Annotated in this window: 18 protein-coding genes; 7 read left to right on the top strand and 11 right to left on the bottom strand. The window is 50.1% G+C overall.

Going from position 1 to position 22536, the window contains the following annotated elements; translation table 11 throughout:
• Nucleotides 1-96: 96 nt before the first annotated feature.
• From JW881_03530 to JW881_03520, 3 genes are all read right to left on the bottom strand, one after another.
• Nucleotides 97-1203, bottom strand: coding sequence for an EFR1 family ferrodoxin (locus JW881_03530; GenBank protein MBN1696566.1), 1107 nt, complete (start codon nucleotides 1201-1203; stop codon nucleotides 97-99).
• Nucleotides 1200-5717: a DEAD/DEAH box helicase gene (locus JW881_03525; protein MBN1696565.1), complete on the bottom strand. Its 4518-nt coding sequence runs from the start codon at nucleotides 5715-5717 to the stop codon at nucleotides 1200-1202. The genes JW881_03530 and JW881_03525 overlap by 4 nt, the downstream gene beginning before the upstream one ends.
• 88 nt (nucleotides 5718-5805) lie before the next feature.
• Nucleotides 5806-6528 carry a HEAT repeat domain-containing protein gene (locus tag JW881_03520; protein MBN1696564.1) on the bottom strand — a complete coding sequence of 241 codons (723 nt, stop codon included), beginning with the start codon at nucleotides 6526-6528 and terminating at the stop codon, nucleotides 5806-5808.
• A gap of 516 nt (nucleotides 6529-7044) precedes the next feature.
• Here JW881_03520 and JW881_03515 point away from each other — a divergent pair.
• Nucleotides 7045-8325: an adenylosuccinate synthase gene (locus JW881_03515; GenBank protein MBN1696563.1), complete on the top strand. Its 1281-nt coding sequence runs from the start codon at nucleotides 7045-7047 to the stop codon at nucleotides 8323-8325.
• Nucleotides 8326-8333: 8 nt separating this feature from the next.
• Here JW881_03515 and JW881_03510 read toward each other — a convergent pair whose 3' ends face one another.
• The 4 genes from JW881_03510 to JW881_03495 form a co-directional block, all read right to left on the bottom strand.
• Nucleotides 8334-9506 (bottom strand): hypothetical protein, encoded by a 1173-nt coding sequence (locus JW881_03510; GenBank protein ID MBN1696562.1) that lies wholly within the window; start codon nucleotides 9504-9506, stop codon nucleotides 8334-8336.
• A gap of 115 nt (nucleotides 9507-9621) precedes the next feature.
• Complete coding sequence (locus tag JW881_03505) at nucleotides 9622-10704, bottom strand: sugar kinase (GenBank protein MBN1696561.1); 1083 nt, start codon at nucleotides 10702-10704, stop codon at nucleotides 9622-9624.
• A 164-nt stretch (nucleotides 10705-10868) separates the two neighbouring features.
• A complete protein-coding gene (locus JW881_03500) occupies nucleotides 10869-11942 on the bottom strand; it encodes a hypothetical protein (protein MBN1696560.1) in 1074 nt (357 codons plus the stop codon).
• Nucleotides 11943-12280: 338 nt separating this feature from the next.
• A complete protein-coding gene (locus tag JW881_03495; GenBank protein ID MBN1696559.1) occupies nucleotides 12281-12754 on the bottom strand; it encodes a DinB family protein in 474 nt (157 codons plus the stop codon).
• A gap of 160 nt (nucleotides 12755-12914) precedes the next feature.
• On the opposite strand from JW881_03495, the gene JW881_03490 reads away from it, so the two are divergent.
• The 5 genes from JW881_03490 (at nucleotide 12915) to JW881_03470 (ending at nucleotide 15955) form a co-directional block, all read left to right on the top strand.
• Nucleotides 12915-13520, top strand: a complete 606-nt coding sequence (locus JW881_03490; protein ID MBN1696558.1) for a DUF799 family lipoprotein — start codon at nucleotides 12915-12917, stop codon at nucleotides 13518-13520.
• Nucleotides 13521-13536: 16 nt separating this feature from the next.
• Complete coding sequence (locus tag JW881_03485; GenBank protein MBN1696557.1) at nucleotides 13537-13743, top strand: hypothetical protein; 207 nt, start codon at nucleotides 13537-13539, stop codon at nucleotides 13741-13743.
• On the top strand, nucleotides 13725-13874 hold the full coding sequence (locus tag JW881_03480) for a hypothetical protein (GenBank protein ID MBN1696556.1): 150 nt from the start codon (nucleotides 13725-13727) through the stop codon (nucleotides 13872-13874). Before JW881_03485 ends, JW881_03480 begins: the two co-directional genes overlap by 19 nt.
• A 50-nt stretch (nucleotides 13875-13924) precedes the next feature.
• Nucleotides 13925-14875, top strand: a complete 951-nt coding sequence (locus JW881_03475; protein MBN1696555.1) for a hypothetical protein — start codon at nucleotides 13925-13927, stop codon at nucleotides 14873-14875.
• Between the two features lie 189 nt (nucleotides 14876-15064).
• The gene (locus tag JW881_03470) at nucleotides 15065-15955 is read left to right on the top strand and encodes a hypothetical protein (GenBank protein MBN1696554.1); all 891 of its coding nucleotides are present in this window, start codon (nucleotides 15065-15067) and stop codon (nucleotides 15953-15955) included.
• On the opposite strand, the gene JW881_03465 is transcribed toward JW881_03470, so the two are convergent.
• The 4 genes from JW881_03465 to JW881_03450 all read right to left on the bottom strand — a co-directional run bounded on the left by JW881_03465 (nucleotide 15952) and on the right by JW881_03450 (nucleotide 20842).
• Nucleotides 15952-16590: a DUF4276 family protein gene (locus tag JW881_03465; protein ID MBN1696553.1), complete on the bottom strand. Its 639-nt coding sequence runs from the start codon at nucleotides 16588-16590 to the stop codon at nucleotides 15952-15954. The two genes, JW881_03470 and JW881_03465, sit on opposite strands and share 4 nt — an antisense overlap.
• Nucleotides 16587-17768, bottom strand: coding sequence for an AAA family ATPase (locus JW881_03460; GenBank protein MBN1696552.1), 1182 nt, complete (start codon nucleotides 17766-17768; stop codon nucleotides 16587-16589). Before JW881_03460 ends, JW881_03465 begins: the two co-directional genes overlap by 4 nt.
• A gap of 23 nt (nucleotides 17769-17791) precedes the next feature.
• Nucleotides 17792-19759: an asparagine synthase (glutamine-hydrolyzing) gene (asnB, locus tag JW881_03455; GenBank protein MBN1696551.1), complete on the bottom strand. Its 1968-nt coding sequence runs from the start codon at nucleotides 19757-19759 to the stop codon at nucleotides 17792-17794.
• Between the two features lie 84 nt (nucleotides 19760-19843).
• The gene (locus tag JW881_03450) at nucleotides 19844-20842 is read right to left on the bottom strand and encodes a Gfo/Idh/MocA family oxidoreductase (protein ID MBN1696550.1); all 999 of its coding nucleotides are present in this window, start codon (nucleotides 20840-20842) and stop codon (nucleotides 19844-19846) included.
• A 302-nt stretch (nucleotides 20843-21144) separates the two neighbouring features.
• On the opposite strand from JW881_03450, the gene JW881_03445 reads away from it, so the two are divergent.
• On the top strand, nucleotides 21145-22464 hold the full coding sequence (locus tag JW881_03445; GenBank protein ID MBN1696549.1) for an NADP-dependent malic enzyme: 1320 nt from the start codon (nucleotides 21145-21147) through the stop codon (nucleotides 22462-22464).
• Nucleotides 22465-22536: the final 72 nt, after the last annotated feature.

Genomic DNA, 22536 nt, shown 5'->3' with positions numbered 1-22536 from the left:
GAACGACACGTTCGCAAGAACGACACGTTCGCAAGAACGACACGTTCGCAAGAACGACACGTTCGCAAGAACGACACGTTCACAAGAACGACACGTTCACAGGACGTCTTTTCGCGGGTGGCATTTGTATCTTGTATTTGCCCGGGGGGGTCGTTTCCGCTGCAATCTCTCCTGGGGTGGGTTTTCCGGCGTGAACCCCGGTGCAAGGTAGCGGTGCAGCCGTTGCGTGTACCCTGCGCAATAAAGCGGCCGAAGGAACCGCAGTTTACCGATCGCAAAGAGAAGCCGTTCGACAAGGACAAACTCGATAAAGAAGCTTGCCGTAAAAAAAAGCAGGTATATCACGATTCCGGCCGCGATCCGTATCGGCGGCATCACGGTTGCCGGTATATATTTCAGGATATGCCCCGCCAAAAGAAAGAGAAGAACAACAATGCCGGCCTGAGCGAAAATATGAAAAAAAAGCTTGAACAGGGATAATTGAATCGCCTTGTGCGGGCAGATATTGATGCAGCGGTTACAGTCTTCGCAGGTAAACCGCCATCGGGGGAGCTTTCGCTTATTCTTTGTCATCACGATCGTCCCGGCGGGACAGACCCGCGCGCAAAGGCCGCAGCCGTCGCATGAATCGTCCGCGACATAGCAGACGCCAAGGCCGCGTCTGCCGATTACGCCGAAGATTTTTGCGATAAGAAAACTCGCCGTGTTCGTGCCGATGGAACCCCGGTACGGGGACCGTTTTTCTGAAAGAAAGGCTTCCGCCCATCCGGCGGTTTCCCCGTCGCCCCGCTCGATTATCTTATCCGCTTCCGCGCCGTGCGGGGGATCGACGAACTGGCTCCAGTTATGGGGGTAGACCGCGTACCCGGTATAAAAAACGTCATAGCCCCGTGATGAAAGCAGGCGCTCCATGTCTTCGAGGGCCTGAAAAGCCGCCCCGCCGCAGGTGCAGAACACGGCGGCCCGTGTCCCGTTTCCGTTGGTGAAGCGCCGCACATAGTTACGGACGAATACCGGGGCGGCGAAGCTGAGCACGGGAAAGGCGATGATGTGGCAGTCGAAACGGCGGCCGGGAGGGGCTGTCCCCTTTTGAACCGCATACAGCGTCACCGCATATGAATCACTTATTTTTACGGCGATCAGGTCGACCGCGCGGCGGGTGTTCCCGGTGGCCGAGAAATAGTGGATACAGCAGGTTTTCATATGCCGCCCCGCAGGACCAGCCGTTTGTAATCACCGGCAAAACCGTATTCCCCGAGATCGGATGCGTAGGGGCTGTCCGTGGGGTTCACCCCGTTTATCGATTCGACACGAACAGATTTCCACGGCGTGACGGATCTGGACAGCATGGCGGAGAAGAAGCCGGCGCATCGTTGTGTGCCGGAAGATCCTGGCGGTACCATGAACTCGAGTTCCTTTCCCCGTTGACGGGACACAAGAAGAGGAGCAGTCCCTTCATACACGATATGCGTGGAGGCCTGCCGTGCGGGCGTACCGGCAAATATCGGTTTCATTCCCGCACCGCAGAGTGAGACGGGGTCAGAGGCATTGAGCCAGAAAAAACGTTTTTCATCGAGTCCGTCTGAAAGCAGCCGGAGGGCTTCCGTCGAGGCGAAGTGCGGGCCGTCGATGCCGTCGAAGAAGAGTCCTCCCGTGATTTCTCCCGAAAGTTCCATGAGATTGAGGGTTCCGAACAGGTCCGGCCACCGGCAAACGGGAAGTTCGTGCTGCAACAGCCGCCTGAAAAGGATTCCGTAACGGCAAAGCAGCTGCCGTATCCTGTCTTTCCTGAGTTCGATGTCGGAAATAATGTCATCCTGCTCCCGGGGCGAGGGAAGCGAAAACCATGCCCCTTCCCCGGGGCGTGATGATTTCCACCGGCTGTATCCCGGATTGCGAAAGCGTTTCCGACCGGCGGGCAGGGAAGTGCGGTTTTCGCCGGAAAGGCGTTCCGCCCTGAAGCCGGAGAGTATCCCTTTCCGAATCACCCCGAATGAATCGTTTGAAAGCTCCCCCTTCCATACGCGTTCCCACAGAAGCGAGGTGAGCGCGGCGCTGTCGAGACCGGTGAGATCGGCGAGTTCCCAGAAGCGGTACGTGCCTGAAGCGTCCGTCTGAAAAGGAAGTGGGGTATGCCCGTCCGGATCGGGACCGGGTTGCGGTCCGGTAAAGAGTTCGATATCTTCCGGAAAAGCGAAGCCGATACGGCCCCGCCCGCAGCCGAACCAGGTGAGGCCGCTCGAAGCGAGGAGGGCGTCGAGCCAGCCGGTCGAATAGCCGGGGAGGCGGGACGGAAAGATTTCGGTTTCCCATAACCCGGCTGGTGCCGGATACCCGAAGAGCTGTTCGAGGACGATTTTCAGAAGTTCGGGGTCGCCGGTGCCGGACCCCAGGTTTTGCCACGTCGCGTAAAAAAGGGGAAGAAAGCGTGCGGGAAGCGAGGTGAATGACGGTCTTCTTCGCTTTCTCGCCAGGCGCAGAAGCAGCTCCAGATTTTCGCCGTCGCAGACTTCGGCTTCGCCGCCGCCTGAGGTAAGATTGTCGATGATGACGGTGCCGGTTTCGGACAGCGCCGAAAGCGCCGGATGCAGCCGTTCTTCATCGAGACCGAACACACGGCGGATGAAATCGGGTTCGACCGGCCCGTAGTACCGCAACCATTCTCCGATAAGCCCGGCCGGGGCTTCGCGGTATGGGCCGTCATCCGGATATTCCTCTTCCGGCTTCCCCATCATAAGGACAAGACGACGCAGGCGGGAGGCCGCTTTTTTGACGCTGAACTGCGGGTCTTCCGCGGCCGACGCCAATACCGCCCGTTCGACCGGTACGGCCAGGGCGGAAAGGATGCGGGGAAGCGATTCGTAGGCTGTTACCGCTTCGATTTCCGCGCCGGGAAGGCGGACGGTGAGAATTTTATCCTTTATCCCGGAGAGGAGGGAAGCTTCATCTGTCCGGCGGTCCGTCCGGATCGCCCGAAGGAGGTCTTCCCATTCGTCTTTGGGAATGAGAAGCCGTTCCTTTATCCATTGGAGGAGCCCGGGACCGTCCGCGGGCGCGTAGCCGGGAGATGTGCGCTGCGCCTTTGCCGTGAACCCGGCAATGACTCCCTTCGGGAGGGCCGGCCTGAGACCGGTGGACTCATATACGCCGCGGAGGAGATTGTCTTCGAGGCGGGATCGTTTTCCCGGGCCGGGTGTGTCGTCCGAGTACATGTGTTTGTCCGTCTGCCGCCAGACGAGGCCTGAGGCAAGGGGAGAGGGGGCGGAAGTGCGGATTTCCGTATGACCGATCGTCCCGTCCGAAAGTTCTTCCAAAAGCCCGCGCAGTCGTGGGAGATCGAACTCGTCCTGCATGCAGGTCCTCCACGTTTCAATGAGGACGGGGAAATCCCGGTACCGGAGGACGGCGTCAAAGAGTTTTTTCGAACGCAGACGGGTCAGCCAGAGCGGCAGGCGTTTTCCGAATCCCTGCCGGGGAAGGAGGAGAGAACGTCCCGCGTTCTCCCTGAAGAGGGCGCCGAAGAACCCCGTGGATTCGAGTTTGGTCCTCAACAGCCGTTCGACCGAATCGGGGCGGAGGAGTTCGATGATATCGCGGAAACCGAAATCGTGCGGCAGAAGGAGCATTACGCAGATGTTGTCGACGAAGATCTCGAGGGGGTAGTGGTACTTGTTTTCCCACGCCGATGAAAGGGCGAGCGCGAAGGGAAGGTTGACTTTTCCGCCCCAGACCGTGTGTATGAATATCCGGTTCACCTCCGCCCCGCCTTCGGCGTCAAGGCAATGTTCGACGACGATGTGACGGCGGTGGGGGAGGGAAGCGGCGGTCGATTCTTTCTGCCGCTTCAGGAATTGAACGAGTTGGGCCGCGGCCGGGGGCGACATATGGTACTCCTTACCGAGTGCCGCCTCGCAATCGGGATCTTCGACCCGCCTGTCCCATTCTTCCAGAAACATCCCGAGTTGCCGGGAAAAATGATAATCCCTGTGCCGCTGTTCGGCCTTCCAGAAGGGGAGGCTTTTCGGCGTGTTGCCGAACGGGGTCACTTCGACCTTTTGCTGATCGATTCCCGTTATCTTCCATGTCTGGGTTCCCATGGTAAAGACATCGCCGACCCGGCGTTCCCAGACAAACTCCTCATCCAGATCGCCGATCTTCATTCCGCTTCCGCTCATACGGAGATCGAAGTATCCGCGGTCGGCAATCGTGCCGCCCGAAGAGTAGAGGAGAAACAAAGAACTCTTTTTCCCGGTAATCGTATTGTCGAGTGCGTCGGTGACGATTCGGGGCGAAAGCTCTCTGATCCTCGTATCCCGGTATTTCCCCGAAAGCATGTCGATGACAATATCGTAATGGCTGCGTTGGAGAGTGTGATAGGAGAAACTGGTCCTGATGAAGTCATAGAGTTCATCCCTGTCCCATTTTTCCATGCAGGACATGGAGATTATGACCTGGGCCAGAACGTCGAGGGGGCACGATACGGGCCGTGATTCCTCTATATTGCCGTCGAGTATACATCGCGCCATGACGGCGGCCTCGCAAAAATCCCTGCCGTGAATCGGGTAGATGACCCCCCTGGTCACATCGTGCACCCGGTGTCCGGCGCGCCCGATCCGTTGGAGCCCGGAAGAGACCGATGGCGGGGTTTCGACAAGAAGCACTTCATCGAGCGTGCCGATATCGATGCCCAGTTCGAGTGAACTCGTCGAGACGATCGCCCTGAGTTCTCCGGCCTTCAGTTTCTCCTCGACAACCGACCGTATTTCTTTCGAGAGGGAACCATGGTGGGCGTAGGCGAGAATGTCGTCCTCCGTTTCATTAAGCATCCGGGTAACCTTTTCCGCATGCCGCCTCGTGTTGGTAAAGAGGAGGGTCGACCGGTTCGTCTTGATCCGGTCCCTGAATATCCGAATCAGGGAAGGCCACCATGACCCGTCGGCGAGGTGTTCATGCGCGTCATGGGGAAAATCAACGGTAATATCGTATTTCTTTTTTTCTTGTGAATCGACGATGGCGACCACGCGCCTGGTATATACTGCTCGTGATTTTTCACGGGAAAGACGATACCCGCCGATAAACGAGGCCATCGTATCGAGCGGTTTTACTGTTGCCGAGAGGGCGATCCGTTGAAATTCACCGCTCAACCGGGCCAGGCGTTCAACGGCGGTGATCATATGCGTTCCCCTCTTTTGCGGGGAAATCGCGTGCACTTCATCCATGATCACCGTGCGGAGCGACCTGAAAAGCCCACGCGCCCGTGGGGAGGAGAGCATGAGATTGAGGCTTTCGGGTGTCGTAATAAGTATGTCCGGCGGATCTTTCAGCATCCGGAGGCGTTCCCTGCCCGGCGTATCGCCGCTGCGGCTCGCGATCCGGGGAAAGGGAAAATCTTCTCCCGCCTTTTTGAAATAAATGGAGAGTTCTTCGAGCGGGGTGAGGAGGTTCCTTTGAACATCCGCATTCAATGCCTTGAGTGGAGAGATATAAAGGACGCTTATCGTATTTGTCTTCCATAACCGGCGGATGAGTCGATCGAGTGACCAGAGAAAAGCGGCGAGTGTTTTCCCGCTTCCCGTCGGCGCGGTAATAAGGACATGGCCTCCCCCGGCAATGACATCCCATGCTTTTTGCTGGATGTCCGTCGGCCGGCCGAATGTATCGAAAAACCACTTCCGGATAAGGGGATGAAAAAGATTAAGGGACGAAGATGTTTCCATTATGATATATGCCGGTTGTCATTCTACTACAAACAAACAGGTTGATAAAGGGGGGATGCGACACCGGCGGGTCGCGGTATGTATGGTATCACTCCCGCACCTGAACCGGGGCGATCTGTTTCATGACGGCGGCTGCTTTCTCTTTTATCATCTCATCGTAATTTCCCCGGATCATTCCGGATAATACTGCGGTACTTTCCGGTTCACTGATTTTACCGTTTTCCCGGGCGATGTTTTCGATCGATGTAATGACGGCAAGGGCGAGGATATTGTTCTCTTCCGATGAATCCCATTTATCGACGGCGGACAGAATCGACCGCATGACCTCACCCTCATCGTCCATGCCGACCATTCCAAGAGCGAATATAGCCGCCGATGCGATTGAAACGTCGTTTCCGGATTCAAGTACTTCGATCAGAATGTCTTTCGATATCCGGCCGTACCCGGTACCCCTTGTTTTGTTCCCGAGCCGCCCGATAAGTTCGAGTGTCTTTTTTCTGTTATGAAGGCATGTCTCCTTGTCGTCGGTATATACCGGCTGTCTGCATACATGATATAAAATACATAAAAACTCTTTCTCGTGCGAAATATAGGTGTCTTCTTTCAGGGATTTTTCCATATAATAGAGCGCCTTTCCCAATGCATATCTGTCAGAAGACAATACCTTTTCGATAATCAGGTGAATAAATTGATCGTCGGTTTCGATATTTTCGATTGGCGTTATCACCGGTTTTTTATCAAAACAGAACGACGGTGATGTCGCATAAAATATTGAAATCAGGATACTTACGGCGATTATTGATGTCCGCATACAGGTAACCCTCCGTTTAATAGGATGTGGATCTTTCTTTATACACTTTATTTATTATGAATTCGGTTATATCAGTTCATCAAACGAAGTTTTCCCTGAAAAGCGCCTTTATCATTTGTTGACGAATTTTTTTTAAGGCAGCAATTCTTTTTCATGTTTTTTGAACCCGGCATATATTATATACCGTGACGGGGCGGATGTCAAGCTTTTTGTTTATGGGCAAGCAATTCCCGGTGAGTTTTATTTCGCACAAGATTTTCTAAAAATACACAATACAATCTACTTTGCCGCAATATGTATAGAAAAAAAAGATTGCTTGGTTTTGAAAATTTGTTATTCTTATGATTATATACATGCTTATCAATCAGAATTGGCTGTAAAAATCAGGAAAAAAAATCTATCACCGGGAATTGCTGCCCGGCCGTCAATTTACTTGACCTTTATTCCAATCTCAACTATCCTGTGGAGTCGGGAAAAAAATTTTCACGATAGATGCTGTGTATAAAGGAGAAAACAATGAGTGTTACGGCAATCGTCGGTGCCAACTGGGGCGATGAGGGAAAAGGTAAAATAACGGATTATCTTGCCCAAAAATCCGATTTTGTCTGTCGTTTCCAGGGGGGCAAGAATGCGGGACATACGATTATCAATAATTTCGGTAAATTCGCGCTTCATCTCCTACCATCGGGCGTTTTTTATCAAAATGTGACAAATGTACTCGGTCCGGGAGTCGCACTCGACATTTCCGCGTTTATCGAGGAACTGAATGAACTCGAAACGCGTAACGTACCCGCTCCGGCGATTCGTATTTCAAACAGGGTGCAGGTTGTACTGCCCTATCATATCCTCTTTGACATGTACGAGGAAGAACGCCTCGGAAAAAGACAATTCGGATCGACAAAGTCAGGAATAGCCCCGTTTTACAGTGATAAATATCATAAAATCGGGATCCAGGTCATGGATATGTTCGATGAAAAGCGGCTTGCCGAGAGGCTTCAGCTTGCCCTTGAAAGAAAGAATGTCATGATCAGGCACCTCTATGACCGGGAACCGCTCGAAGTCGATGCCGTTATGGCGGAAATTAGGCCGCTTGCCGAAGCGATCAGGCCGTTTCTCTGCGATACCCTTGCCCTCTTTCATGGTGCCCTTGCGCAGAACAAGATGATTCTCCTCGAGGGTCAGCTTGGCGCACTCCGCGACCCGGATTACGGCATTTATCCGTTTTCAACCTCTTCATCGACACTCGCGGGATTTGCCGCCGTCGGGGCCGGAATTCCCCCGTATAAAATTGAAAAGATCATTGCGGTGACAAAGGCATATTCCACCTGTGTCGGGGCGGGACCGTTTGTCACTGAAATAAAGGGGGATGAGGCTGACGAACTCAGGAAGCGGGGAGGTGATGCGGGAGAATACGGCGCGACGACCGGACGTCCGCGAAGAATGGGATGGTTCGATACAGTCGCAACAAAGTATGGCTGCAAGGCGCAGGGCGCGACCGAAGTAGAGTTGTCGATGCTCGATGTCCTGGGATACCGTGACGAGATTCCGGTCTGTTTTCAGTACGAAATCGACGGGGAACGGACGGATGATTTCCCGGTTACCTCCTTTATCGACAAGGCCGTTCCCGTGTATAAAAATATGGCCGGCTGGAAGAAAGAAATTTCACACATTCGTACATACGACGATCTTCCCGATAATGCGCGAAGGTATGTCGAGACGATCGAGGAATCGATTAATGTTCCGATTACATGGATCTCCGTCGGGCCGAAACGCGAAGAGATAATCTGCCGTCAGTGAAAAAAGGGTTACTCCCCGTCGTCGGGATGTGAGGGAGGGGGCGGGTCCTTTTTTCCCCGGCCGTTCTCTTTCGAATCCAGTTTCTTTTTAAGTGCTTTTTTTTGCTTTTCGATCCGGGTCTGAATCTGTTCGAGGGCTTCGATCTCGGATTTTTGTTTTTCCAGCTGCTCTTCCATCTGTCCCCGTTGTTTTTCAAGTTTGATCATTTGTTGATCGTATTTTTCAATGTCGATGAGGATTTCCATTTTTTGAATTTCGGCTTCATGTTTGAGATTTTCCCCTCTCAGCCGGTATATGTTTTGAAGACAGGTTTCAATGGAGGGGTTCGAGAAACGTTCATTGAGGTTATGCGTGACAAAGAGATTTCCCATGGTCTGCTGCAATTCTTCGATAGTCTGATTCATCCTTTTTATTTCCTTTTCTATTTCCTGCACCCTGCTCGCTAATTTCCCCTTTATCCCCATTTCAGATAGTTCTTCGAAAATCAGGTGTTTATCGGCTGAAAGCCGTTTCACTTCTTCTTCGAGCTTTTCGAGTTCATTGTTTTTCTCTTTTAGCTGCGAATCCGCTTCATTGAGTGCCGGGTTATCCGTTTTCCCGATATAATCCGAATCGACGATCCGTTTTCCGGTTTCCCGGTAGAGGACCGGATATCTCATGGTGAGGAAATTATATTTCTGGTTGATATAAAAGGATTTGGCTGCGTCAAAAAGCTGAATGAGAATACCCTTTTCTTCATCGTCCTGCACTTTAACCCGGTGGTATTCCCTGCATTTCTGATCGAGTTTTATAAGATCGCCGAATAGTGCCTGATAATCGGAGAGGGATTCTCTTTTATTCTTGAATACCTCAAAGGCGCTCTTCCCGATCCGTTCGTACACGGGCGCGATTTCCTTTTTCTTTTCCGTGATGGTATGCTTTGTTGCGGCAATCTGTGATTCGAGCTTTGCCGTCTTTTCTTCCGCCTTTTTTATCTGCTGGACGGACTTTTTCCTTTCCGGAATGGCCTGTTCGAGTTCTTTTATCGAATTCCATGTTTCCTCAAGCTGCGTTTTGGCGATTTCTTTTTCCTTGAGGGAGGTGAGTTCTTTTCCTATCAGCATGAGCTGCCTGCCGGCCTCCAAATCGTTCAGACTGATTTTTTTTCGCAGTGCCGATATTTCTTTCATATACTGGTTCATACATCCCTCCGTATGCGGGAACAGATACGTCCCTTACCATAATATAAATCCATCGTCCGATAATAGCAATAGTCCCGGTGAGGGAGTCGGAATTAAATAAATTCACGACAATCCGTCAGCGCTGTACCCGTGCCGACCCCCCTTTTGCTAATGCTTCGACTTCCGCCAGTTTTGCCATTGTTGTGTCGCCGGGAAAGGTGGTAAGAAGGGCGCCGTGTGCCCATCCCAGACGGAGGGCTTCTTCCGGATCGCGTTTGTCGAGAAAACCGAATATCAGTCCCGCGGCAAAACCGTCACCCCCGCCGATACGATCGAGAACATCCAGCCGGCAGACCGGCGATTCGTATTGTTTGCCGTCATACCACATCAAAGCCCCCCACATGTGGCGGTTGCTTGACTGTACCTCGCGCAATGTCGTCGCGATCGCCTTGATATCGTTAAACTTGGCCGTTACATGATCGATCATACGAAAAAAGACCGATGTATCGTATGTTCCTTTTTTTGTCACCTCCGGGCCCGCTATACCGAGTCCTGTCTGGAGGTCTTCTTCGTTACCGATCAGGATATCGACATGACGGACGATCCTCCGCAGCGTATCCCTCGCTTTTGTCAAACCGCCGATGGGCGCCCATAATTTCGCCCTGTAGTTCAGGTCGAATGAAACGATTGCCCCATGAGCCTTTGCCGCCTGCATGCCTTCGAGAATGAGTTCGGATGAGGAAGTCGAAAGTGAAGCGAAGATGCCGCCGGAATGGAACCACCGGATACCGCGGCTGAAAATTTCATCCCACTTGAAATCCCCCGGTTTGAGCAGCGCCGCCGCTTCCTGCGACCGGTTGTAGAAAACACGGGGGGGCCTGACTCCGAAACCGCGGTCGCTGTAAACGGTCGCGATATTCGGTCCGCGGACGCCGTCATGCTCGAACCATGTGTAATAGGGCTTCACCCCCATTTCCCTGATCCGGTTTTGAACCAGTTCGCCGATACCGTAGTCCACCATGGCCGTGGCAATGCCGGTTTTCAGTCCGAAACAATCGGAACAATTGGCCGCGACATTGTATTCTCCTCCGGATACATGGACTGACAATTCACGCGCTTTACGGAAGGGAATCACACCGGGATCCAGTCTGTGGACCAGCGCCCCGAGGGCGAGTAGATCGAGCTCACATGCTTGTGAGAGAATATGTATACTGCTCATGTTTTCTCCTTGTTATTGCGTTATTTAATGCCAATACATGCTTATCCCGGCCGAAGGCCGCCTTTTCTGTCGATAATACCCCCCGCCTTAGAATATGTCACCTGCTTTTTGTGAGGAAAGCGACATGCCGGATAGTATGTCATCGACGCAGAGAACACGATACATTATTTATATGTTACCGAATGGAGTTTATGGATATTTTTTAACTGATTTTTGAGAAACGCGACCTGATAGGTGTTTTCGATTGATTTCAACTGGATCGAGAGTTTCAGATATTCTTCCATGGAGAATTGCCTGTTGAGTTTTTCCAGCAGATTCAGATATTTTTTCTTGTCCGGTTCCTGTAACGGGACCTTGCTGTCGGATATTGTAATCGTATACGGTTGTTTGTATGCGGTCAGAATTTCCTGTGCGAGTTTTTCGCGGTTTTCCTGTAAATTGACCTGGTCGATAAAAAGGCATTTGAGGTAAATGTCGAAATTGCGTATTTCCAGATAGCTGTACCGTGCTTTCGCGTTGATCACTTCATCTCCGTTTTTGTTTTTATATTTGTAGTTGCCGAAGACCACCAGCTTTGGCTGATTTGCCTTGAATTTTTCAAAAGCTTCGGGGATTGAATACGCCAGATCGAGTTTGAAGTATTTCTCGAGCCGTGCAACGAGATCGGCGGCGGCCATAATCGTATGGAGTGTGTCCTGTTCATCGCGGGAAATTGTGATGATGAGAATACCCTGTTCCGTGTCGAAACATTCGTAACACGCATTCCCTGTTTCATATTTCCTCATTTTTAGAATATAAGCGGGGTTCAGTGCGGCTTTATAAGGAACAACGACGTCCCGCTTTCGGCCGTCGGCGGAAATAGGGCGGGTAATTTCCTGAAGAAGAATGAGATAGCGTTTTTTTTCGCTGTATTTATTCATTTCCTCATACTGGGTAAGGAGTGCTTCGAGTTCATCGATCGTGAAAGTATTTGTCGGCTTCGGATATTGATCGGGATACGAGGCCCTCAGGTGCTGTATTATTCTCGAGAACTGATTCGCATCCGGATGGATCGTTATCGTGTTAATCTGCCGTGAAATCAATTCCCGGATATAGGAAGTGGTAAGAAGTTTTTGTTTGATTACCTGCCCGTTTTTCAACGAGAATGCGTGAGATCTTTCGATATTTGTCGTTTCAATTGATATCTGTAACTCATCGAGATAAGGTGTTTCAAGCAGATGTTTGAGTTTTAGCTGCATTTGAAATACTTCCTTAATAAAGTCAAGGGATGTATAAACAGGTATCAATAAAAACCGTGCATCTCCTGACTATTTAATAATAATTGTATATCAATAGGAATCAGATTGTCAAGGGAACCGGCCGCCGGCTGCGGCAAATGATACTCCCGTTTCGGAGTTTTATCGAAAATAAAATCCGCCGGGTTTTTTCTTCGGGGACGGATGGTGATGTAAAAATAAATGCTTTTTACGTTATCGGAATACCGTTTTTAAAGAGGAGAGGCCGCCTTTTTCCTTTCGACGGACAGGTTTCACTCGGTTCGATATCCCCGAAACGTGGAAAGAATGGCATAACAACCTCATTCCAGCCATGCGACAGGGGATTTCCGTTCCCCTCGAAGGATACTGTCACACCCGCCGACATGGTACTGTATATGGCGTATCAACATGAGAACGACATCGAGATTTGTCCTTTCGCGATCGACAATCGATGCATCGAATAATCGGTGAGGAAGATTTTTGAAGTACACCCCGCATTTTTTCCGGATTACTTTGGCGTAGTCGGTCATTTCGGTTTTTGAGATCGTATCTTCCGGAATGTTATCCAGTTCCGGATAGAGTATTTTACCGGGGAAGGGGTCGTCCGCTTTTTCCGTCGACCTCATCCAGTAGTGAATGCCGGAATAGGTATGGAGCAGTTGCTGCCAGAAAGGGAACCCGCCCCGTGTTTCATACCAGAGTTCATCGGGACAAATCTCGATGAAGGATTCGAGCATTGAAAGGGACAAGAAAAAATGTCGGTCCAGAGACCCGTATATATCATTGATATTCATGGCCGTCAGTTCTTTTACTATGATACGGGAAAACACGCAAGATTTCAAGTATGCCGGCGCCGTCATATCGGTCTGCGGTCGTGAGATTTTTTGAACAAAAAATTTGACACCCAATATGACAGTGATTAACATTATCTATAGTAAAGGAGGAAGTACAAAAATGAGAAAAATGGTCTGTATGGGCAGTCTGATTGCGCTGCTTTTGCTTGCGGGGTGCGCGACAAAGCCGAAATTTCTCGATCCCGGCTGGACGCCGGGCAGGATTGCCGTACTTCCTTTTACCAATGAAAGTGTGGATGTATCCGTGGAGAAGTTTGCCCGGGCACTCATGTACCGCACGTTACGCAATAAAAAATATGATCTGGTCGATTTGAATGAGATTGACATGCGACTGAACGAACTGGGTATTACCGAGGGCGGTCAATTGCCGACGGTGACGATCGTGGAGTTGAGGGAAAAGATCGATGCGGATGCGTTTTTGTACGGCGATATTATTGAGGCAAAACGGGTGCTGCTCGGGATTTATTTCGAGAAAAAATTCAAAGCCGCTTTCAGGATCGTCGATGCATATTCGGGAAACACCGTATGGGAGGATGAGAGGGAAAGCAGCGAAAGCAGACTGGTGTTCAATCCCGATACGGTTATCGAAACCGCCGCGGATGAAGTCGCCGATGACCTCGTCATGAAGTCGCTCGACAGTCATCCATTGATCAAGCATATGGAAAAAGTCGTTCAGACAAGTGTGAGAAGTATACCGAAGCCGTAACACGAAAGGAGTGAACATGAAAAAGATGCATGCGACGGTCTGTGCGATGGTTCTTGTCGTAACCGCCTCTGGCTGTATCACGACGAAGACAACGAAAGTGACGGAATACGATATTCGGTTTGAAAAACAACTGACTGTTGCCGTGATCGAAGTAAAGATAAAACAAAGTACGGGGAAAGACGGCTTTCGGATTCGGCCTCGGATATTCTCGTCACCGAAATGAGCAGATCGCGCAGTTTCATTCTTGTAGAACGCGAGAAAATAAACCGGATCCTGGAAGAACTCGAGTTTCAGATGAGCGATCTTTCCGATGATGAAACGGCGGTCCGATCATCTCGATGCAATAACCGTTGAAATCGTTGTCTCGCATTATACGGATATATGGAGAAAGGGAGGATGATATAATGAAAAAGAAGGATCCGTTGGATGAAATCGTCATCACTCACGGGATCATTCAACATATGCCATTGAGTCCGTTGCTCTTTCTGCCCAGCATCATGCAGTGTGAAAGAAGTGTGATGCTGGTAAAAGAAAGGAAAACCATTCCCCTGAACAAGGCGATTATGGCTATCGTCAAAGATCAAGTGAACAATCCAAATAAAAAACGGGACCATTTCTGCAAACTGGTTTTGAAAAATTATGAAAAACTTTGGGGCGAAACAATCGGTTTTCTTGGAAGAAGGAAAGACGATCGCCTCGGGCGAAAAGCTTTGGACGAAGCGTGGATTATCAGCCTGGAGGATTTGAAGCATTCGGTGAAAAACAGCCGTTTTTTGAGAAATCTCTGGCAAGGCTTACAGGAGTTCGGGATGATCGGAAACGATATTCCCGGTGAAGAGAAAATCAGCGCGGCGATCATGCTCGAGAATATCGGATTTACCCCGGAGGAACTGCTCGAACGGTTCAGGGAGCGAGAGGAGAAGGATCCGGAGAAAGAAACGGCGATTGTTCTTTCGGATGCGCGTGAAATCGTTGAAACGCTGACAAAGGCGAGTGAAGCCCTGCGATCAAAAGCTATAGAAAGAAAGAAGATCATCAACGAATACATCACCTTTCAAAAAGAAGGATTCCTCATCGAGAACACGATAGGGAAAACCTTGTTCGTTAAATACTATAAGCCCGATTTTCAGGTCTATATCGATCTGCCGCTTCCGAAAAATCCAATACTGAGGTTTCACCGGCAGCTCACGATACTCAATCAGGATAAACCCGTCTATTTTCAGTTTCATCCGAATTTACTGGTAAAAACGATGAACGAACGGCCGATGAGAAGGTTCCGGGACCGGTTTTTCGATCTCAATGACAGGGTCCATAACGAAGTCGTCGTCGATAAACTGGGCTACGGACACATCTGAGTCGGCGCTTTGTGTTTCTTGATGATATAATGATATAATTCCGATATGAGAATCAGGAGTGTGTACATACCTGAAAACGTACCCGAAATTTCCGATAAAAAACATCAATCTTGCGGACGTAAAAGAAAGTGAGAGCCCGTGTACGCACCTGAAGGGGGCGTCGGAGCGAAGAGGGAGGTTCCGGAAAAGGTGAAAACAATTCTGGGCGTCGGTATCGCGACAATGGATTATCTTCTCGAAGTCCCGCGATATCCCCCCCGCGATACGAAAAACCACTGCTCTTCCTTTATCACCTCGGGCGGGGGGAACTGTGCGAATACCCTGGTCGCCCTTTCCAGACTCGGCCTGCAGACGAAAATGGTGACGAGGACGGGAGATGACGCGATCGCGGGAATGATCGTGTCATCGCTTCAGGAAGAAGGTGTCGGAACGGATGCCGTGGTCAAAGGGAACGGGGAATCCCCATTTTCGGTCATCATTGTCGGAAAGGAGGACTCCTCGAGGACAATTATCCACCGGAGCGGCGGCGATTACACGGTCGGACTTCCCTGCCCGGAAAGGGTACTCGACGGTGTCGATCTTGTTTATTGCGACGGACGGTTTTCTCCGACAGTTTTAAACCTCTGTCCGGAATTACGGCAAAAAGGCGTCCCCCTGGTTGTCGAAGCCGAACGGACGGGGCTCGGCGTCGAGCGTCTTTTCCGGTATGCCGATATTATCGTGACATCGCGGGATTATCTCGGCCGGACCCTTGGCGAAAACCGGATCGAGCCGTATATGCGGGAACTCAAAAAAACAGGCGTACGTTGCGTCATCACTACGCTGGGGGCCGATGGTTCTCTCTGTCTGACGGATAACGGCATTATAAAACAGCCCGCTTTTGAAACGGCTGTCGTGGATACGACCGGTGCGGGTGATGCTTTCATTGCGGGGGTCGTCTACGGAACATTGCACGACTGGGAAATCGAACGTTGTCTTCGCTTCGCCGCAGAGCTTGCCGCACGCAAATGCAGAAAACCGGGCGCGCGAGACGGGCTTCCGTATAGGGGGGAGATGGGCGTATCGACGTTTGACGGTTAAGCTGAAATAATGGCTAAAAGATCTTCGATAAATGGAGTGAAATTTTGTGGGCATCTTTCCATTAATAATTTTAGTTGAGAACGCTCCAGTACCCATGGTATATCGGCTGTATCTTTATATCTTTTTTTATTTTCTGAGAAAAGAAATTCTATTACTTTTTTGGGAGGTTTGTTGAAATTTTGATTTTCGACGGGTATTTTCCATGTTTGTCTTATCTTTTCCTTTCCCAATCTTTTTAATAATATTTCAGGTGAAGCCAATAATAAAACTTCAAGCTCGTACTTGAAACAGTGTACATGAAATCGATGTATTAATCCTGCATCCGAATTCTTCCTCTTTATTTCATATAAAAAGCGTTTCTCCACTTCATTTTTTAATTCTTCATAGCTTGCATGAGGAAACGGTTTGTTTTGAGGATAAAGATCGGGTACGATAAAAACATGGCTGTTTTTCTTGTTTTTCAATATATTAATCGCTTTTATCGGGCCTTTATTGAGTAACGCGTCTTTGCCGTTAAGAGCAATAAAATAAATATAATTATTTTTCTGAGAAGCTAATTGAATATGATTGTATAGAATGGCTTCCAAACCCAATTTATCGCTCGGGCCTTCGACATACACGAATATTTCTTTCATGAAAGAGCCTCGAGTTCATCAGATCGATGCATTCTTTCGATTTCCTCGCTGCCGAAATCCTCAAGGTCGTCGATTAATGTCTGTGAATCGGTAACTCTGCAGTAAACACTTCTTCCTTCAAATTTCTTCATAACGGATATATTCTTTAGATCGAATTGTGTAAGGAAATATGATGAATGTGTCGCAACTATCATTTGTGTTCGTTCCGTTGCCTTTAAAAAAAGTCCCGCCAATATCGGTAATGTTCTCGGATGAACCCCCTGGTCCGGTTCGTCAATGCAGATCAATGAAGGCGGATGAGGCATTATCGAAAGAACTGCCCATGAAATAAATCGGAGTGTTCCGTCTGATAAATCGGCCAGCGATAATTCCTGGTCGATGTTGTTTTCCTGCCAGAATGCAATAACCTCCCCCGGCCCTCCTCGTGCTTTGACGTTAAGATTACTGAATCCGGGTACGGCTTCTTTAATAACAGATTTTAGTTCTTCGAATTTGTCTCTGTGCTCACTCATAAGATAAAACAGAACGGCGCTCAGATTTCCGGCGTCCTCGTGTAAAACAGGTTCCTGGCTTGTCGGGACCGATTTCCTTATTTTTTCATTGTTTATGTTAAAGGAATTATAGAATCTCCATCCGCGGACAAACTCTCTCAATTTATATAACGTAAATAACGATGGATCCGTGATTGCACTCAAACCGAGGAGATTTGGTTTCTTCAAATCCCACTCTCTTCGTTTGAATTTGCCGTCTCTTGGATCCCGGATGTTCCCTTTCCCGTTTCTCAAATCCAGGAATTTGTAGCCGGCGTTGAATTCCGGATGTAACGGCCTTTTTGAAATGACCCGTTCGAATATGATTTTCGTTGAACCGATGGGCCCTATCAATTCTCCCTGGAAATAAAGCGGGACTCTCTCACTTAAATCAATTTCCGCACTCCACCAGAGTTTGTCCTCGCCCGGTTTATGGAAAATTTGCTGTCCAATGGTACCGCTGACTATTTCAGGGGGTATTTCCTGATAGCATGCATCCCGGAGAAATTTCAGGAATTCAAATAGACTCGATTTTCCCGATCCGTTCGCACCGACGATAACCTGTAGTTTCCTGAATCTGAATAACACGTCATTAAATGGACGGTATCCTTTAATGCGTATCGAAGGAAGCCAGAAAAAATTATCCATAATGATTCCTCTTTATTATCAGATTAAACGTTTTTCACTCTCGGTTTTCGCGGCGGAGAAAGGTAATCGGCGAAGTTCCGTTTTTCGATATACGCCTCGTGCCAGAGCATGTAGCTGAGAAGTCCCCAGAAGAACCTTCCGTGATCCACCTTCATGGTCTGGTGTTCGTCCCAGAGCCGCCGGACCTCTTTGCCGTTGAAGAGTCCCGTGTCGTTCAACCTTTTTTCCGATATGATCCCGTCCGTGAAATCGCGCAATTCGGAACAAAACCACTTCGAGTAGGGCATCTCCATCCCAACCTTTTTTTTCTCGATGATTTCTTTGGGAAGAAGACCTTTCATGGCCGAACGCATGAGATGCTTTTTCCTCATCCCCTTCATTTTATAATGCACCGGCATGGTGGAGAGGAAGCGGACGAGGTCGTTGTCGGTAAAGGGGACACGGGCCTCGATCGAGTGGGCCATTGTCATCCGCTCGTTTTTGATCATGAGGTCGTTGGGAAGCTGGTTGTTGAACTCGACGTACATCAGTTTGTTGAGGGTGTCTTTCGCATTTGCCGACTCGAATGTGTCGATGAAAAACTGCTGGGATTCGGGGAATCCGGAAAAACGTTCCGGTGAAGCGAATACCTCGAGCCGGGCCTCCTTCGAGAGCACCTCCCGCCACTTGTAATGCGAATGCGGGACCGACAGTTCGCACCCGTGTGTGAATCGTTTCGCCTTGAAATCGAAACTGAGTTTGTCGTAGGAAACGGGAAGCTTGTGGACGAGCGGGCGGATGATTCCCTTGCGAATGAACCCCGGAACGAGCGCGCGGTACAATCGTCTGATCTTGTAGGCGCTGTAGAGCGTGTATCCGGCGAAAAACTCATCCCCCCCTTCCCCGGAAAGGAGAACGGAGACAAAGTCTTTTGCCGTCTCGGCGAGGAGGTAGGTGGGAATGGCCGCGCCGTCGGCATACGGTTCGTCGATATAGACGAGGTGCTTCGGTAAAAGCGCTTTCACCTTTTCCGCCGTTACCTTGATTTCGTGATGACGGGTTCCGAGTACGCGCGAAACGAGTTGCGAGTAGGGCGATTCGTCAAAGGAGACATCGTCGAAAGAAAGCGCAAAGGTATGAAAGTCCGAATCTCCGCGAATCTTCGCGCACAATGCCGAAAGTGTACTCGAATCCATGCCCCCGGACAACATGACGCCCACCTTAACATCGGCCGCGAGCTGCCGCTTTACCGCTTGTATCATGAGGTCCCGTGAACGGGCGATCGCCTCCTTTTCGGATATCCGTTTGTCGATATCATAGGCGATATCGAAGAAACGGGTAAGCACGGGTTCCCGTTTGTCCATGCCGATTGCAAGAACGCGGCCCGGGGGCAGTTCCCTGATTCCCTGAAACGGGGTGAGGGTTCCCGGAACATAGTCGTAGCCGAAAAAGTGGTAAAGGGCTTCGAGGTCCGGCTGCGGTGTGTAGAAGGGAGATTGAAGAACGGCCTTGATCTCGGATCCGAACCAGAAGCTTTTCCCCTGATGGAGATAAAAAAGCGGCGCGAACCCGTACGGGTCCCGCGCGCAATACAATGTCCTTGAACGGGTGTCCCAGATTGCGAGGGAAAAAATCCCGTTGAGCTGCTTTAAAAAGTTGATCCCGAGTTCTTCGTAGAGATGGAGGAGGACCTCGGCGTCGGACGACGAATTGAAGACGTATCCTTTTTCATCAAGGTGATAGCGGTTTCGCAATTCCTTGTAATTGTATGTTGTTCCGGCATAGATCATCGTGATGGTACCTTTTGAGTTCGTTACGGGCTGTCTTCCCGCCTTACTCAAATCGATGATGCTGAGCCGGCAGTGCGCAAGGTGACATGGATCCTTTTCGTATGTTCCGGACATATCGGGTCCCCGGTGCTCGAGCACTTTGATCATCCTGAGCAGAACATCATGTTTATTCTTCCCTCTCCATTCTTCGCCGAAATCAAGAAAACCCGCAATACCGCTCATTCATATACCTCCTCGTTTTCGATGCCGTAACATCGTGTGGCGGTATTGTATCGTATTGTTTAAAAAGAATCAAATTCATTTCGATCAGGCTTCCTGCGGGTATCTGAGTCCCCATTGGGTGCGGATCTCATCCATTATTTCCATGACCAGAAGCGAATCCGACCAGGGCATCACCGGGCTTTCCCCGTACCCCTTTTTCATACAGCCGATCACATGGTCTACCTGATTGTTGAGCCCCTGGCTTTTTTCCGCAAAGGTGTCTTTCCTCACGATTATTGTTTTCCTGCTTTCGTTTCTGAACAGGGTAAGCTTCGGTGCCCGGTGCCATGGGGCATGGAGTTTGATGTTTCCCTCCGTGCCGTAGATGTCCGCTTCCCGCGATGTGTTGGCGCGGAAGCCCGATGTAAGGACCGACAATCTGTCGCCTTTATGCCGCAGAACAACCGAGTTTTCCTCATCGACTCCCGATTTTCCGATGGCCGCCATGCTTTTGATTTCAAGTGGTTTTCCCAGAATCATGACGGCGAGTGAAATGGTATATACGCCCACATCAAGAAGCGCGCCGCCGCCCAACCCGGGATTAAAAAGACGCGATGCGGGGTCAAAGGGTGTTGAAAAACCGAAATCGGCCCGGATACCGACGATATCGCCGATTGATGATTTCGAAAGATATTCCATCAACCGGGTGATCGCGGGATTGAACCTCATCCACATCGCTTCCATAAGGAACGCTTTTCTTTTTACGGCCGTATCGATACACCGGGCTGTCTGATCCTTGTTAAGGGTAAAGGGTTTTTCACAGAGAACGGATTTTCCGGCGTCGAGACACATCAGGGTGTTATCATGGTGGAGGTGGTTGGGTGTTGCGATATATATCGCGTCGATCGCCGGATCTTCTGCCAGTTCCCGGTAGGAGCCGTAAAAGCGCTTGATACCGTATTTTTTCGCAAAGCTTTTCGCTTTGTCGGTGAAGCGGGAACCGATACCGGCCAACTCTCCTTCCCCGACCCTTGAAAAATCGGCGGCGAACTTGTTGGCAATGGTACCCGTCGCGATAATTCCCCATTGAATTTTATTGCTCATATGTTCAGTTTATGCTACATTCTCTCATTAAGCAATAATAAAAAGGAAGACAGTTGTCCGGGTTCTTAACCTGCGGCATTTTGTTCGTGTCGCGGCATGAGGTGATGAGAAATAACGCGGCGGTTTGTATCCGGGAATCGGAGACGAACGGAGGTATGATATAAGTGAAGAAAGTGAAAATAACATTGCAGAATATCGACAATCTCTTCTCGGAAAGACTTTCTCCCGAAATCACGGCGCGTGCACGAACGATTTTCCTTAAAAAACTCAGTCTTTTGGCACACCGGTTTTACGGTGGGAAAATGCAGACCATTCCGATGGCAGGGGTTTTCGGTTTCAACTGGTTCAATGTCTGGTATACACCCGGAGTATCGGGTGTTTCGACCGCGATCCGTGACGACAACGACACCTCGTTCGAGCTGACCGGACGAGGAAATCATGTGGCGGTGGTCAGCGATTCCACATGTGTACTCGGTGACGGGGACTGTACGCCGCCCGGAGGACTCGGTGTCATGGAGGGAAAGGCCTTTCTCATGAAATATCTTGGCGGACTCGAAGCGACGGCCCTCTGCATCGACAGCAGAAATAAAGACGGAGAACATGATCCTGAAAAGATCATTGATTTTGTTTCCATGGTGGAACCGAGTTTCGGGGCGATCAACCTCGAAGATATTTCACAACCTAACTGTTATACGGTACTGGACAGATTGAAAGAGCGATGTTCAATTCCCGTCTGGCATGATGATGCCGAGGGAACGGCCTGCGTTACCCTCGGGGCGTTGTTTAACGCGCTCAAGCTTGCCGGAAAAGCGATGAATAGCATGCGAGCCGTCTTTATCGGCGCGGGCGCCTCGAATACGGCCATCGCCCGAATCATCTGCGAAGCCGGAGCGGATCCCGGCCGGATTATTATGTTCGATTCACAGGGCGCCCTCCATAAAAAACGTGATGACCTGAAAACGGATTCCCCGGACGACAGAAAATGGGAACTCTGTAATAAGACAAATCCCTCCTGCGTTACCGATATCGAGAAAGCGATGACGGGCGCAGATGTGTTGATCGCGCTTTCCAGACCCGGTCCGGATATCGTAAAGCGGGATTGGATCGGCCGTATGAATGAACGGCCGATCGTGTTCGCCTGCGCCAATCCGGTCCCTGAAATTTATCCATACGCGGCAAAGGAAGCCGGCGCTTTTATTGTCGCAACGGGGAGGGGGGACTTCCCCAACCAGGTCAACAATGCATTGGGATTTCCCGGAATCCTCAAAGGCGCGCTCTTGATCCGGGCAACGAAAATATCGGACAGGATGGTGATCGCCGCTGCAAATTCGCTTGCCACCTTTGCGGAAAAAAGGGGTATTCACCCTGAAAATATCATCGCCGCAATGGATGAAACCGATGTTTTTCCCCATGAAGCGGCGGATGTCGCAATGAGTGCCGTAGAAGACGGTCTCGCGCGAATATCGAAAAGCAGGGACGAGATCTATGAAAGGGCAAAAAAGGATATTTTATTGGCTCAAGATACCGTTCATCTGCTCATTAAAAAGGGTTTTATCAAGCGACCGCCGCAGGCAATGCTTCAGGAGGCCTTTGAATATGCCATGAAACAGGTGTCCGGTTGACATCCGGCATGTATATGAGACGAATGCCCTGCAGCCAGGATATTTTTGCGGGGCAAAACAAAACGGACCCTT

It is taken from the genome of Spirochaetales bacterium (genome assembly GCA_016930085.1).
Lineage (GTDB): Bacteria > Spirochaetota > Spirochaetia > SZUA-6 > JAFGRV01 > JAFGHO01.
This window is presented reverse-complemented; position numbering and strand designations above follow the sequence as displayed.